Genomic DNA, 14,711 nt, shown 5'->3' on the forward strand with positions numbered 1-14,711 from the left:
AGTCTTACTGTTATTAAGGGGCTGTCCTAGATAAGTAAAATTATTTAGGATAGCACTATGAGAAAAAGCAAACTAAGTTGGTATAAACAAAGCAGACTAATCGAGTTATTTGTTGCCGGTTCTACCGCCAGAACAGCAGCAAGCCTAGTTGGTGTTAATAAAACTACAGCCAGTTATTACTTTCATAGGCTACGACTACTTATTTACGAGAATAGCCAAGACCCTGGTCTATTTGAAGGCGAAATCGAAGTAGACGAATCATACTTTGGTGGAACTCGTAAAGGCAAGCGAGGGCGAGGTGCTGGTAGCAAAGTGCCCGTGTTTGGCCTACTAAAGCGTAATGGCAAGGTCTACGCTTGTATTATACCCAATGCTAAAGCAGATACTTTGATCCCCATCATAAGAGAAAAAGTGAAGCCTGATAGCATTGTTTATACTGACTCATTTAAAAGCTATAACGCATTAGATGTCAGTGAGTTTACTCATTATCGTATCAACCACTCTAAAACCTTTGTTAATGACAAGAATCATATTAACGGTATAGAGAACTTCTGGAACCAAGCTAAACGGCATCTACGTAAGTTTAACGGGGTCCCAAAAGAGCATTTTCACCTCTATTTAAAGGAATGTGAGTGGCGTTTTAATCACAGTGACCCAAAGTCGCAATTACTACAATTAAAACAATGGGTTAAACAGGGTTTGAGCTAATTATCTAGGACAGCCCCGTTATTAATGTTGATTAATGGTGCTGCATTAGTATCAGCAGTGGTAAAGAAATCACTGGTTGCCGACAAGGTTAAGTTTTGGGAGTTACCACCAACGTTTCCAGTTGTTTTTGCCGCGATAGAAATCTCAACATGCTCATTAGGTTGAAGGAAGATGGTGGTATCTTGGAAGACTGTGCCAGTAACGGTAGTTGTGCCTATATCTATACCTTCTGCATTATAGGTAGTATAGGTAACATTAGTTGCCTCTAGATCATAAGAGCTTGGATCTTGCCCAAACTCTGTACCTGGAATAGTACCACCCTGAGCCAAGCTCAGCGTATAGGTATCTTCTACGTTACCTGAGTTGGTTAAAGTATGGCTAAAAGTCACTCGGCCTTTGGGAGTCACTTCAACGCCGCGGTTATAATCATCGGCAGCATTATCGTCATCGTTTTTAGCCGTTAAGCTAAAGGCGGCACTTTGAGTGATATTGACGGTTACTGGATTAGATTGAACGGGAGTTTGGGCAACAGTGCCGATTTTATAGGTAGCACTGGCTATGTTTTCGATGGTAGGCGCTGACTCAGCTACGATTTCTGCTGCATTTGCAAGATTGTTAATACCAAAGGCTGCTGCGATGCCGACTGTTAATACTGAGTACTTAAAGGTACTGGATTTCATCCAGAGATTCTCCTGAGTAAAAAAATAAAAGGCTAAGGTCAAAATTATTAGTTAACGATGGTATTTAATGATACGTCTGCTGACTTGTTCGCAGGAAGTAATTTGATATTCCAGCGAAGGGCTTTGTATTCAGAAAATGGAACCTTGACGAATTTGCCCTCTATTTTGCGCATAAGCGGCATATCAGCATAATTTTTGCCATCGATAGTCGCTTGTGCACTGTTTGGTTTTGCCTCGCCGGTAAATATCATACTGGCAGGGATGGGGAGAGTCACAGTAACATCGCTAATAGGTTGGTCAATGACATTGGTATAGGTAGCGCGATACTGTACGGTCTCACCCTTCTGAGCGTTTGATGCTGAGATATATTTAATCTCGCCATCAGCAGTTTTTACAATTTTATTAGCCTGTAGCTCCATCTTTAACGCATCTTCTGCATAAGATATATTGATTAAACATGCAGATACTGCAGTGGCGATAAGAGCATGGCGTAAAAATTGAAATGATTTCATATCAAATTCCTCAGTTGGGTAGGTTTTACTAGCAATATCCATACCAATTAATATAAAGCTATGGCGATGAACAATGTTTTTCTAGTAAAAATTCAACACTAATTTGATTCTTATTTTCACAGAGAAATGATAAATCGTCATTAAATAACTTCTAAATGACCTTTAAACGCCTATCAATGGATATAAAGAGAGTTAAAAAGTCAAAGTCTCAGTTATCTAAGAGTAGTGTTGATATAAATTGTATTTAGGGGTTTATGTTTTTAGAACCATATTTGGTGTTGAAGTATAAAGTTGCCTTACTTGGTTCTGTGGAGGATGCGGGCGTTTTTAACAAGTTAAAGCCATCAGAGATAATGATGCCATTTTCACCAATAGGCGCTGATGTATTGGTGCTTCTAAACACTGACGAAGGGTTTCCTAACGGTTTTGGTAAATTAAATACAGACTCAACGGGGGTACGTTGCAAGGAGTCGTTAATTTTGACTTCGTTCAAGTCAACGTGGCTACGGTTGTAGGCTTCTAACTTATAAGCAATGCAGTTACCTGGCTCGACATTGTTAGCAGGATTGCTACTAAAGCCTGTCGTTGGCTGATTGGTATTCGCGATATTAGAATAGTTAAGCGCGCTATCACAGGTATGTACGTATTGGGATTTTTTGAGTACCAACGCTGTATTAGCTGCCTTCACTTCACCGAAATCAAGATTGCGTGTGACATTACCTGAGCTGTCCTTTTCAGTTTTATAATCATAGACGTTAGCGACTAGCGCGACTTCTTGGGTATTAGTCGTCGTATCTTCACTATATTCCCAAGCGCTTGGTTCGGTCTGAACCAGACAAACTCTTGATTTACCAACCAGTGCACTTGGGCTGACGCTAAAACTGTATCTACCTATGCTGGCTGCAGCACTTGACACGGTTTGAGGATTGGGTGAAGTTGATACGATATTGCTGCCACTGCAATCAGTCAGCCTAATTTGTAAGCCACTAGCAAAGATACCTGATTCGTTACTATCGAACACACCATTATAGTAGCTACGGTTACCAGTAAAGGTGGCAGAGATATCCTGTTTGGTGCTGTCGTTAGCCGTGATGCCGCCATTGTCGTTAAAAACGATACCTGCAAACGTATAGCTCAATGGGACAGATGGACTGTTGGTGATGGTACAAGTGATCTCGTCCCCATAAGTCGTATTAGAAAGGGTGAATGAGCGGGTTTGAGCAGCTGCGTTATAAGTCATCGCCGCAGTAGGCATGACTGTCGTACTACCAGTGGTAGCATTGTTGCAAGTATAAGCAGCATTATAATTAGCGATATCGCCGTTGTTTTGGCTGTTGGTGACGCGTTCAGTGATTGTATAGGTCGTACTGGTTGTCAGATCTACCACACCGCTATTATCATTAGTAATAGCTTGTCCTGAGCCACTAGTCACAAAAGTTTTTAGCGGTGTTGTAGCGTTGCTTATACTGATTGAGAACTGGTCACGATTGTTATTATTATCATTGACGCGATTACCATCTAGCTGCTTTTTGACAATGAGTTTGGGAGGAGCAAGACAGAAATAGAAGTCTGAATAGCCCACAGCGTGTGGACTATTCCTTTGCGTCAGCTCATTGCTATGTTTTAGATTAAGAAGGGCGTCAGCAATATTATAGCTCCAAGCCGCATCAATAGTACATTCTCCTGTACTACAGTTCTCTCCTTCGATAGCCTTTACGATGTCTCTAGCAGTATTGATAGTGTGAAAATTAGCATTAAAAGTTAATTGTCCTTGATTAGCTGAGACGTCAACTTGTTCGATGTATGGTACTCGCCTAGAGCTTACAGTTGAGTCCAAATCTTGTATTTTATAACCTACTTTACTCACTGGGCGATTAATACTGATATTTAAACTATGATTGGTTTTGGGATCAGGCGAGTTGTGAACCAAGTTCAGCGCTGATGTAGTAGCGCCATTGATAGATCCATAAAATGGAGGCGTACCGCCATAGTTGTTATTTAAGTCTAAAAGTAGGGGGAAATTAATTAAAAAGGTCTTATTGCCAGAGGCTTCTACAAACGTAAAAGTTCTGGAAGGGTTGCCATTAGTCCAACTGAGACTCTGAGAGTTCATAGGACTATATGCAGGCGGGTTTGCGCCAATATAGTACATCTTATGGCCAGCTGGGCAGCTACCTACCGTAGAGGCTGGGGTAGTTGATGGTAAGAATGGATTGGCCAATACATTTTGGCTGCTGATACCCATTCCGATGAATAAAAGAGTGGAGACAGCCAGGCCTAATGTAAGTTGTGTGTCTGTATGTTTTTTAAAGCTAGTATGGCTACTCTCTTGCATCTTTTTTCCTCAAAGCTAAATTTATACCGAGCCTAAAAAGTATGATTGTCCGTGTCAAACTCGCCTAGTCTACTAGATGTAGTACTCAACGCATCTTCTTCTTACTACTCATATTTTAGCAATGGCATTACTTTAAATATCACCGTTTTGAATAACTAAAGTGTCTATATCATAGACAGTAACTAAAACATAATTAATGATAAAAATCATCAAGTCTAGGGGAAAGTTTGCAAGAAATGTGCCATAGGCTAAGTGTTGGCGTGAGGAGAGATTTCCTAAAGTGATGTCGATAAAGCAAGCTTATGTTAGCGTTGAAAAAGAAAAGAGGTTGCATTTTTTGTCAGTTTTATGACAAAAATAGGCAGGTTATTCAATAGTATAGGATAAATACTAGGGTTTTTTTATAGAAGGTTTATAGGTGGATAGTAAGGTGTTGAATTCTAAGCGTTGATAAAAGCTAGATGCAAATATGGTGCGGGAAACTCATATTTAAAGCTTCCTTAATACACGGCTAAGGAAGCTCTTTTGGCTTTAAAAGGAGTATAGAGAATCCAAAATAAGATTGTCGGTATAGTAGTCATGAAGTAGGAGGTATTAGGTAGTAAGAGTGTTAAAAGCTACCACAAAACTACCAACGGTTAGTTTACTATGATAGAGAGCAAAGGCTTGTGAATCTCAAGAATAATGGTTGAACTATATACGCATAAAATTAATTTTATAACTGTGTCATTTTGAAAAATACTAATCATTATTTATTTAAAAAATACTTGTTATGTCGTCATTTCTTTATAGCCATAAACATTTGCGTCATAAGCGTCTATAATGAAGAGACATCATTACGTAATGGTCAAGTATGCAAACGTGACTGCAGGGTCAAGTTAAGCGTCATTATTCACCAACCCTGCAATCATTTAATTAATAATGAACGTTAGCAATTAATATTGTAGATATATTATCTACAGTAGATTGCCATCAAAACGCGTCAGACAATGGAATGCTTGAGCGTAGTAAATAAGCTAAAAAGTAAACCGTTATCTCGTCACACTATTTAATAACACCCTGCCAGTTGGTGGGACTGATCGACATAAAAGGATAAAAAAATGAATTATTATAAGGATGCTGATAGCACCGAAACACAGGAATGGCTAGACGCTTTTGAGTCTGTCATCAAGCATGCCGATAAGGATCGTGCGCAGTTTTTACTAAAAGCACTCTATAACATGGCGGTACAAGAAGACTTGCCATTTAACCGTCTAGATACTGCTTATATCAATACCATCGCGGTCGAAGACGAGCCGATGTATCCAGGGGATTTGGCCATCGAGCGCAAGATTCGCGCTTTGATTCGCTACAATGCGTTGGCGATGGTCATGCGTGCCAACCAAAACGACGATGATCTGGGTGGTCACTTAGCGACATTCGCCTCCAGTGCGACGCTTTATGAGACTGGTTTCAACCATTTTTTCCGTGCGGCAAATGATCACTTCGGTGGTGACATGATCTATTATCAAGGTCACTCAGCGCCAGGTATTTATGCCCGCTCTTATTTAGAAGGGCGCTTGACGGAAGAGCAGTTAGAGAACTTTCGCCGTGAAGTAGGGGGTAAGGGTCTATCGAGCTATCCGCATCCATATTTGATGCCGGACTATTGGCAGTTCCCGACCGTTTCGATGGGTCTGGGTCCTATCATGTCGATCTATCATGCACACGTACATCGCTATATGGAAAACCGTGGTTTGCTCGAACGAGAAGATCGCAAGATTTGGACATTCCTAGGGGATGGTGAGACTGATGAACCAGAAAGCCTTGGAGCGATTTCTCTCGCTGGTCGTGAGAAGCTGGACAACCTTATCTGGGTGATCAACTGTAACTTACAGCGCCTCGATGGTCCAGTACGGGGTAATGGTAAAATCATCCAAGAGCTAGAGTCGATATTTCGCGGCGCAGGCTGGCGCGTGATCAAAGTAGTCTGGGGCGGTAAGTGGGATACGCTACTGGATAAAGATCATACGGGCGTGCTTCAGTACCGTATGGAAGAGGCGGTCGATGGTGAGTATCAGCTCTATGAGGCACGTACGCCTGAGTTTACTCGCGAGCATTTCTTTAATAAATACCCAGAGCTCAAAGAGATGGCCGATGAGTTGACTGATTATGATATCTCTCGTCTAAATCGTGGTGGTCATGATCCAATGAAGGTCTATGCTGCTTTCAGTGAGGCCATGAAAACCAAAGGTCAGCCGACTGTTGTTTTGGTCAAAACAGTGAAAGGTTATGGCTTATCTACCCAAGCGCAAGCGGTCAACAAATCGCATCAAATCAAAAAGCTTGATCATGAGTCGTTGATGTACTTCCGCGACCGTTTTGAGTTACCATTTACGGATGAGCAGCTAGAGACGCTACCTTTCTACCGTCCAGAAGAAGACTCAGCAGAAATGAAGTATCTAAAGGGTCGCCGTGAAGCGTTAGGTGGTCACCTGCCTAACCGCCGTAGTGGTCATATCCCGCTTACCATTCCTGATATATCTATTTTTGATCGGATACTACAAGGCAGTAAAGGTAAAGAGCAATCGACGACCATGGTATTCGTGCGCTTGCTATCGGCCATGCTAAAGAACAAAAACATCCAAGATCGCGTGGTACCGATTGTACCTGATGAAGCGCGTACCTTTGGTCTAGAAGGTATGTTCCGTCAAATCGGTATCTACTCGGCTACGGGGCAAAAGTATACTCCTGAAGATAGCGAAGCCTTGATGGGTTATAAAGAAGCCATCGATGGTCATATGCTAGAAGAAGGCATTAACGAAGCGGGTGCCATGAGTACTTGGATTGCACTAGCGACCAGTTATTCTGTCAACGCGCTACCGATGATACCGCTATATATTTACTACTCTATGTTTGGTTTCCAACGTGTGGGCGATTTGGCATGGGCGGCAGGTGACTGTCAGGCTCAGGGCTTCTTGCTAGGCGCGACGGCTGGTCGTACCACCTTGAACGGTGAAGGCTTGCAGCATCAGGATGGTCATTCACAGATTTTATTTGGTGTCGTGCCCAACTGTGTTACTTATGATCCTTGCTTTGGTTATGAGTTGGCAGTCATCATGCACGATGGTCTACGCCGCATGTATGGTGAGGGCGAGCGCGTCTATTATTACCTCACATTGATGAATGAAAACTACGAGCAACCACCGATGCTAGAAGGCGTGGAAGAAGGCATCAAGCGCGGTATGTATCTGCTTGAAGATAATAACTCAAGCCAAGTGCAGCTGTTAGGCTCTGGTGTTATCTTACGTGAAGTGCAAAAAGCAGCACAGATCCTCAAAGACGAGTTCAATATCAACTCCAACGTCTGGAGTGTGACCAGCTTCAATGAGCTGACCCGTGATGGTATGGCTTGTGATGACTACAACCGTCTGCACCCTATGGAAGAAGAAAAAGTGCCATGGGTAACTGAGCAGTTGGCGCCGCACAAAGGCATCGTGGTTGCAGCGACTGACTATATGCGTAATTACTCAGAGCAAATCCGTGGTTGGCTGCCTGATAACCGTCCGTATACCACGCTTGGTACCGATGGTTATGGTCGCTCTGACTCACGTGAGCAGTTACGTAGTTTCTTCCACGTAGATGCGGCTCACATCGTGGTGGCAACACTGAAACGCTTAGCAGACGAAGGCGAGGTTGAAATGCGCCTGGTCAAAGATGCTATATCAAGCTTTGGTATTGATGCAGATCAGCCACCAGCATGGCAGCAGCAGCCTCATTACGACCATTTCCCAGATGCTCCAGCTCCAGCCCCTGATAATATCAACCCAAGTCCTGTGCCTGAGTTTGTCGGTGAAGATGATGACGAAATCAGTAGTGAAGGTCGTGCTGAAGACAAAGCCGATGCCCAGTTACTCAATGATGATGATGTCAAAGAATAACAACGATAAGACAAGGCAATCATAAGATAAGGAGAGATAGGATGGAAATTAAAGCCCCCGATTTGGGTGTAGATAGTGCCGAAGTCAGTGAGATTATGGTACAGGTTGGTGATGTCATCGAAAAAGACGACAACATTATTTTAATAGAGTCAGACAAAGCCTCAGTTGAAGTACCAAGCTCAGCCGCTGGTAAGATAACTAAGATCAATGTAGAAGTTGGTGATCAGGTCAGTGAAGGTACAGTGCTGATTGAACTCGACAGTGATGCCAGTGCTGATGAAGATCAAGCACCTGCCGCTGAGGAGCCGCCAGCAGCGCAGCAAGATGAATCACAAGAGACAAAGTCAGAAGACGATAAAGACAAGCAGACAGAGTCTGAACCACAGCAGTCTAAACCTGCCGATACTGCAGGAGCAGGGCAGGCGACAACTCACGCGCTACCAGATCTAGGTGTTGATGAAGCACAGGTGGCTGAGATTATGGTCAGCGTCGGTGATACTATCAGCGCGGATCAATCCATTCTGCTGATTGAGTCTGATAAGGCTTCTGTTGAAGTGCCCGCCCCAGAAGCTGGCAAGGTTGAAAAAATCTTGGTAGAAGCTGGTGATACGGTCACTAATGGTCAAGATTTTATCGTGATAGTCGGTACTGGTGGTGCTGGGACGGACAGCAGTGCGGCAAAAGCTACTGAGTCGCAGGCACAAGACAGCTCAAGCGCTAGTAAAGAGCAGTCACGAGCAGCAGATGATGACAAGCCCAAGCAAAAGCAGCCAGACTCTCAGTCTGCAAAGACACAAAGCCAGCCACAAGAGCGCAAGCTGACAGAAGCGCAAGTGAATGAGAAGCTGACTGAGGTTTATGCGGGACCGGCAGTGCGTAAGCTTGCCCGTCAGTTAGGCATAGATATTACTCAAGTCAATGGGTCGGCATTAAACGATCGTATCTTAAAAGAAGACTTGTTTGCCCATGTTAAAGACAAGCTCAACACGCAAAAGACAGCCGCAGCTAGCGGTAATGTAGTCAGTTCAGGTCTGCCAAGCTTGCCTGATATGAGTAATGCTGAGATCTGGGGTGAGACTGAGATTCAAGATCTGAGCCGTCTACAAAAAGTGTCGATACCGCAGCTCAACTACAATACGTATCTGCCACAGGTCACGCAGTTTGATGTGGCAGATATTACGGAGACTGAAAAACTCCGTGGTGAGCTAAAAGGTGGCATGAAAGCAGAAGGTATTGGGTTGACGATTTTGGCGTTTATCATCAAAGCAACGGCTCATGCATTGACGCAGCATCCCCGTTTCAATAGCCATCTCAGCGATGATAATACGCAAATTATCTTGCGTAAGACTGTGAATATGGGTATTGCGGTAGCAACGGATGATGGTTTGATTGTCCCTGTCATTAAAAACGCACAGGACAAAGGCATCAAGCAGATTGCCATTGAAATCGGTGAGCTGGCCGCAAAAGCCCGTGATAAAAAGCTGGGTACCAAAGACTTGCAAGGTGCAAGCTTTACCATCTCAAGCCAAGGAAATCTGGGCGGCACAGCCTTTACACCACTGGTAAATTGGCCGCAGGTCGGTATCTTAGGGGCTTCAGAAGCGACGATGCAACCACGCTGGAATGCTGATAAGCAGACCTTTGAGCCGCGTTTGATGCTGCCATTGTCCTTATCTTATGACCACCGTGTCATTAATGGTGCCGATGCTGCCGTATTTACGCGCTATATCGCAAGCTTACTTGCTGATCCACGTCGTATTCTGCTATAGGCTTAATGTTTTTATAAATGTGTTGAAAAGATCACTTCGGTGGTCTTTTTTTATGTTTTTGAATCTAATAAAGCGATAGATACTGAAACGTTAGAGACAAAGAAGCCAGCGATTAAGCTGGCTTCTTTTATTTATCATTCTCAATTTATAGCAATTTGGCTATATTAGAACTGTTTTACAAAAGCAACGCCGTAGACCCAAGGGCTGATATCTACTTCACCGATTTCAACACCGTCTAGGCTAGCATCTGTTTTGATGTCCATGTAGCGGGCATCAATACGGAAAGACTCTGTCGCATTGAATGGAATGTCTACACCGATATGACCAGCAACACCAAAGCTATCGTCTAGCTTTAGATTTGCAGTACCTTCCTTAAGATAAACTTTTTCTTTAAAGAAAGTCGTATAGTTAACACCAACACCGACGAATGGCTTTACATTCATTGGCATGTTGTAGCCATCGAAGTGGTATTGTACAGAAAGCGTTGGTGGTAAATGCTGAGTTTTAGCGTCAGTAGAAACGCCATCAGCGTCTGTTAGGGTAATGTCATGATGAAATGGAATTGCTGCTAAAAGTTCAATACCAACGTTATTAGCGATGAAATATTCACCACTGATGGTTGGACGGACATCGCTATCAACATCAACAGCTAATCCACCATCTAGAGTACCGTTGTCACTCTTAGGGTCGACATAGTGCGCACCAGCAGCCACAGACCAAGTACCAGCAGGTACAGCGAAAGCAGTGGTCATAGTAAGTGCAGTAGCAGCGGCTAAAACTAGGGATTGTAGTTTCATCACGAAGTTCCTTAATCTATAAAGGGTTGTCAGTAATTGTCTGATTGGGATTAACATCAGTTACTGATAGGTAACGTTACAGTTAAGCTCTGATCTGTAACCTCTAACCTTCATTATAATACACATTCCTTACTAACGGTAGTGATTTAGATGGAAATGTGCAACATAGTCATTTCAGTTTCGAGGCTTTAGATTTATCATGGTTTGACTTAAACTACGTAAAACGTTAATAAGTGACTTCGTTTAGCGGTAAATGTTCAATAGACCCTAATAATAGGTAAAAAAGACTTCAAGCGAATAAAGTTAAAATAATGCATGAAAATGACAAGTATGATTTTTGATAAAAGGGTGAGGGTCTATGACAGGTTACTGTAGTAATTCACCTGCACGATGTGTCAATGCCCGTACGCTGACCTTAATAAATGAGGCTAATAACTGCTGCCCAGAGTGTGGCTTGTCTCTAGTACCCGCAAATAGCTTAAGCAGTAACGCGCGTATGGAGCTACAGTTTTTGCAATTTGGCCTCGGTATTATGGCGTTTTTGATACTGGCTTTGGTCTATGTTTATTACGACAGTTTTTTATAATCAAAGCTCTAATCTGTATGAGATAGGCTAGATGACTTACCATGAGCGCTGATGAGGTGTTTCGGTTTGGCCTACAAATAGCCGTTTTATGGTTGACTTACCATACAAAATCGTTGTTAATATAGGGCATACTGAACATTCAATTACAGTGACAGAACTGATTTTAAGTACTGCTCTTAAGTTGTGAGCAGATTAAAACAGTATATCTAGTTACTTTAAACGTCCATATACATTCACTTGTCATTGACCTTCACGACCATTTTACGGCTCGCTTGATATTTATCTAATTCGCGGTGTTAAGCCGTATGGGGACGGTATGCTCTTCCAATCTATACGGCGCTTGCGTCACCTTGTCTATAACATCTTACAAAATGATGAGCACGATACACTGGTCAGTCGCTACGTGGATTATTTTCTGATCGCTTTGATTTTGACCAACGTCGCAGCGGTCATTGCAGAGTCGGTCGACACTTGGTATTACCCTTATCAAGAATATTTCACTTTGTTTGAAAACTTCTCCATCGTTATATTCTCTATCGAGTATTTGCTACGTTTGTGGAGTGTGGCGGACGCCAAACCTGATCATACTACATGGCGTCAGCGTTGGGACTGGCTAAGGAGCCCCTCAGCGTTAATTGATCTGGTGGCTATTGTACCGGCATTCCTAAACTTCTTTGTCAGTATCGATCTACGCTTCTTACGTATTTTGCGTCTGTTCCGTATTCTTAAGCTAACGCGCTATTTTGCCTCCATGCGTATTCTCTTGGTCGTTATCAGCAAGGAGAAGGGGTCGTTCCAAGCCGTTATATTTATCTTAATTATTATGATTGTCACAGCATCTAGTGGTATCTATCTGGTAGAAAATCATGCCCAGCCAGAGGAGTTTGAGTCGATACCTAAGGCGATGTGGTGGGCAGTCGTGACGCTGACAACTGTCGGCTATGGTGATGTGACACCGATTACCAATGCAGGCAAGATATTGGGTGCAGTCATTACGATATTAGGTGTGGGCTTGGCAGCACTGCCAGCGGGTATTTTGGCGACAGGTTTGGCAAACGAGCTTGCCCAGCGCCGTGATGAGCTTGAGCAGCAGTTTCGTGAGTTCTTAGTAGATGGTGATTTTGATTTGGTACAGAACCAAGTCATGATTGAAAAGATTCGCCGTGAGCTGGGGCTGGATAAGGAGCAAGCGCAAGATATCGTGTTACAAGTGTTGCGTGAGCAAGAGCTGGATCGCCGCGAGAAGGAAGTGCGGCAAAAGAACTTTTGTCCTCATTGCGGGGAGCCGTTAGAGTAAATATAAGCTAAGCTGTCTTGTAAAACGAGCGTTATTAACGTAAAAAGCTGGAAACTTTAAGTCTCCAGCTTTTTTATAGGTAGTTCTGATTAAGATATAGCTCTGATTAAGTGCGAACCGCTTGCGGGACAGGAATTGCGCGTGCTAACTCGTGGGCGACCTCTTGCGCGGCACCTTGTAAGTCATTGGTAGAGAGCGGTAGGTTTTGTAGCGTCAAATGCCAATCATCGACCCCGCGCTGCAAACTGGCAATCCAAGCAGAGTGGCAATCGCGTGGTAGCTTTTTTAAATTCACTGTAAAAGCGCGGTTGCCTTCATCGTCGCTTAAGTGTACTTCACCGGCTTTAACCTTGCCGAGTGGCTGTCCATAGTATGAGCTTGCAAGTAGACCAATCTTGTTAATGTGGGCTGGTATCTTATGCAAATAAAGGCGAATCTGTTCTTGATCCAGCGGCCCATCGTACAATGCCTGCTCACCGCGGTCTTTACCATTTAGGCTATCGCCCTGATGGCGAATGGACTCGGTCTTATCACGTAGCTGCTTAAACCAAACCATGTCGTTTATCGTACAATTGTCATCATAAAGTATGCAGGCTATATCGATATCAATTGCGCTTTGGTTTTTTTTAAAGCGCTTCATCATGCCCTTGGGTTCGGTTTTGGTAAACTCATAGTTTAAGCCAAAAGCTATGGTATCGGTGGTTAGCCCCAGTGCTTTTAGGTTTTCTGACAATAGTGGTAGAGAGGCAGTAGTGGGCATGAAAATCCTTGTTTAATATTAAGTTATTCTTTTAAATATTTTAAGTATTAGGGTCTGTTGATCATTCAAATATTAGGGCTTATTGTTATCTTCTAGCGTTTTATCCAAGACCACTTGATAAAGTAGCTGCGGCTTGGCGTCTAATAACCCTTTACCAAAACCACGTAGCCACCAGACCAGTTGCGAGGTCAGATTGACTGTTGCGGTCACTGTTAGGGTCTCATCATCGTTGATCGTCACCGTTTGATCGTCACTCAGCTTGCTCTCTGTCAGGCTTTTACCAGCTCGTTTGGTAAAATGTAACTCAATAGCGGTGTTTTTGCCATGATCGGGAAGTTGGCTTAATAGGGGATGAGTAAAGCCCATGCTTCCAGCTTCCAAGTAATCATCCAGATGAAAGTCGTCAGGTGTCTCGGCCGCACTTTCAAGTATCTCTACGCTTTCAAAGCGGTGTAGGGCAAAGGTACGAATGATAGACTCTGGGTCATCAACACGGGTCGCTAGCAAGTAAATAATGACGCCGCGCTGAATGATGGCAATAGGATTTAACACATATTCGCTGGCTTCAGTTTTATTGCTGCGGGTATAGCAGGCTTTGATTTGTAATTGATAAAACAGGGCGTGGTAAATGTTGTCTTTACTGTCCAAGTCGATATGCGGGGCAATCAATGCTTGCGTCGCAGGCTCTATACGCACCCGATCAATCCATGAATGAGTGACTTTACTGTTTTTTAGTTGACGCCGTGCCAAATCAAACCAAGGAAACAGCTCATCCAAAATAGCAGGCGGTAATAACTGTGTAAGATTGGCCTCGACCATATTGAAGGCGACCGCTTGCGATAAGTTCATATGCGGTAAGCTTTGTAGAGGCGCGTCATCTTTCCAGCGCCAGCCTTGTGGGTTGGCATTGTTTTTTTCGATAGGGAAGCGTTTGGCTAGAGCATTTAGGTCTCTTTGCACCGTGCGTAAGCTGACATCAAATCCCGCCAACTTGAGCTGCTCATAGATATGGGTGGTTCCTACCCAGCGATTGCGCTGCAGCTGAGACAATACTTGCCATTGACGCGCAGTGGTTGCGGCGCCATGACGACTGGCTGCTGTATCGTCAGCCATATTAGCAGTCTCATCGGCAGAGGGTGCAGACGGTTGCTCTGCCTGCACCTCATGGGCGTTAAGAGTCGAGATGTCAGTTGCGTTAGCGTTTGGCGCAGTCATTGAGAGGTTACCTATATGAAGTTGTCAGTCTCAAAAGAGCTTAAGTCTGTATGCTAAGTTTATCTATTATGGTTGCTGTTTGCATCGTACTTAAGACACAGTACTTAAAATACCGTATTTAAGATACCCTAT

Annotated in this window: 11 protein-coding genes; 5 read left to right on the forward strand and 6 right to left on the reverse strand. The window is 43.5% G+C overall.

All coding sequences use genetic code 11. The features are described 5' to 3' along the window. Positions 1–57: 57 nt before the first annotated feature. Positions 58–708, forward strand: coding sequence for an IS1595-like element ISPssp3 family transposase (locus JMY01_RS03840; protein ID WP_201574297.1), 651 nt, complete (start codon positions 58–60; stop codon positions 706–708). Here the strand turns inward: JMY01_RS03840 and JMY01_RS03845 are convergent. The 3 genes from JMY01_RS03845 to JMY01_RS03855 form a co-directional block, all read right to left on the reverse strand. After that, positions 705–1,388 carry a hypothetical protein gene (locus JMY01_RS03845; RefSeq protein WP_201574298.1) on the reverse strand — a complete coding sequence of 228 codons (684 nt, stop codon included), beginning with the start codon at positions 1,386–1,388 and terminating at the stop codon, positions 705–707. The genes JMY01_RS03840 and JMY01_RS03845 overlap by 4 nt on opposite strands. Positions 1,389–1,435: 47 nt before the next feature. After that, on the reverse strand, positions 1,436–1,900 hold the full coding sequence (locus JMY01_RS03850) for a hypothetical protein (protein WP_201574299.1): 465 nt from the start codon (positions 1,898–1,900) through the stop codon (positions 1,436–1,438). Between the two features lie 244 nt (positions 1,901–2,144). Next, positions 2,145–4,235, reverse strand: coding sequence for a hypothetical protein (locus tag JMY01_RS03855; RefSeq protein WP_201574300.1), 2,091 nt, complete (start codon positions 4,233–4,235; stop codon positions 2,145–2,147). Between the two features lie 1,100 nt (positions 4,236–5,335). Here JMY01_RS03855 and aceE point away from each other — a divergent pair. After that, complete coding sequence (gene aceE / locus JMY01_RS03860) at positions 5,336–8,155, forward strand: pyruvate dehydrogenase (acetyl-transferring), homodimeric type (RefSeq protein WP_201574301.1); 2,820 nt, start codon at positions 5,336–5,338, stop codon at positions 8,153–8,155. 41 nt (positions 8,156–8,196) lie between these two features. Beyond that, positions 8,197–9,924 carry a 2-oxo acid dehydrogenase subunit E2 gene (locus tag JMY01_RS03865; RefSeq protein WP_201574302.1) on the forward strand — a complete coding sequence of 576 codons (1,728 nt, stop codon included), beginning with the start codon at positions 8,197–8,199 and terminating at the stop codon, positions 9,922–9,924. 164 nt (positions 9,925–10,088) lie between these two features. On the opposite strand, the gene JMY01_RS03870 is transcribed toward JMY01_RS03865, so the two are convergent. Beyond that, on the reverse strand, positions 10,089–10,721 hold the full coding sequence (locus JMY01_RS03870; protein ID WP_201574303.1) for an OmpW family protein: 633 nt from the start codon (positions 10,719–10,721) through the stop codon (positions 10,089–10,091). 358 nt (positions 10,722–11,079) lie between these two features. Between JMY01_RS03870 and JMY01_RS03875 the strand changes: the two genes are divergently transcribed. Then, positions 11,080–11,307, forward strand: a complete 228-nt coding sequence (locus JMY01_RS03875; RefSeq protein ID WP_201574304.1) for a hypothetical protein — start codon at positions 11,080–11,082, stop codon at positions 11,305–11,307. 316 nt (positions 11,308–11,623) lie between these two features. Beyond that, on the forward strand, positions 11,624–12,604 hold the full coding sequence (locus tag JMY01_RS03880; RefSeq protein WP_201574305.1) for an ion transporter: 981 nt from the start codon (positions 11,624–11,626) through the stop codon (positions 12,602–12,604). Positions 12,605–12,710: 106 nt separating this feature from the next. On the opposite strand, the gene JMY01_RS03885 is transcribed toward JMY01_RS03880, so the two are convergent. Further along, complete coding sequence (locus JMY01_RS03885) at positions 12,711–13,364, reverse strand: TerD family protein (protein ID WP_201574306.1); 654 nt, start codon at positions 13,362–13,364, stop codon at positions 12,711–12,713. 72 nt (positions 13,365–13,436) lie between these two features. Then, entirely contained in the window at positions 13,437–14,477 is a 1,041-nt protein-coding gene (locus tag JMY01_RS03890) for a YafY family protein (RefSeq protein ID WP_227677969.1), read from the reverse strand. Positions 14,478–14,711: the final 234 nt, after the last annotated feature.

The sequence above is a fragment of the Psychrobacter sp. H8-1 genome, assembly GCF_904846575.1.
Classification (GTDB): domain Bacteria; phylum Pseudomonadota; class Gammaproteobacteria; order Pseudomonadales; family Moraxellaceae; genus Psychrobacter; species Psychrobacter fulvigenes.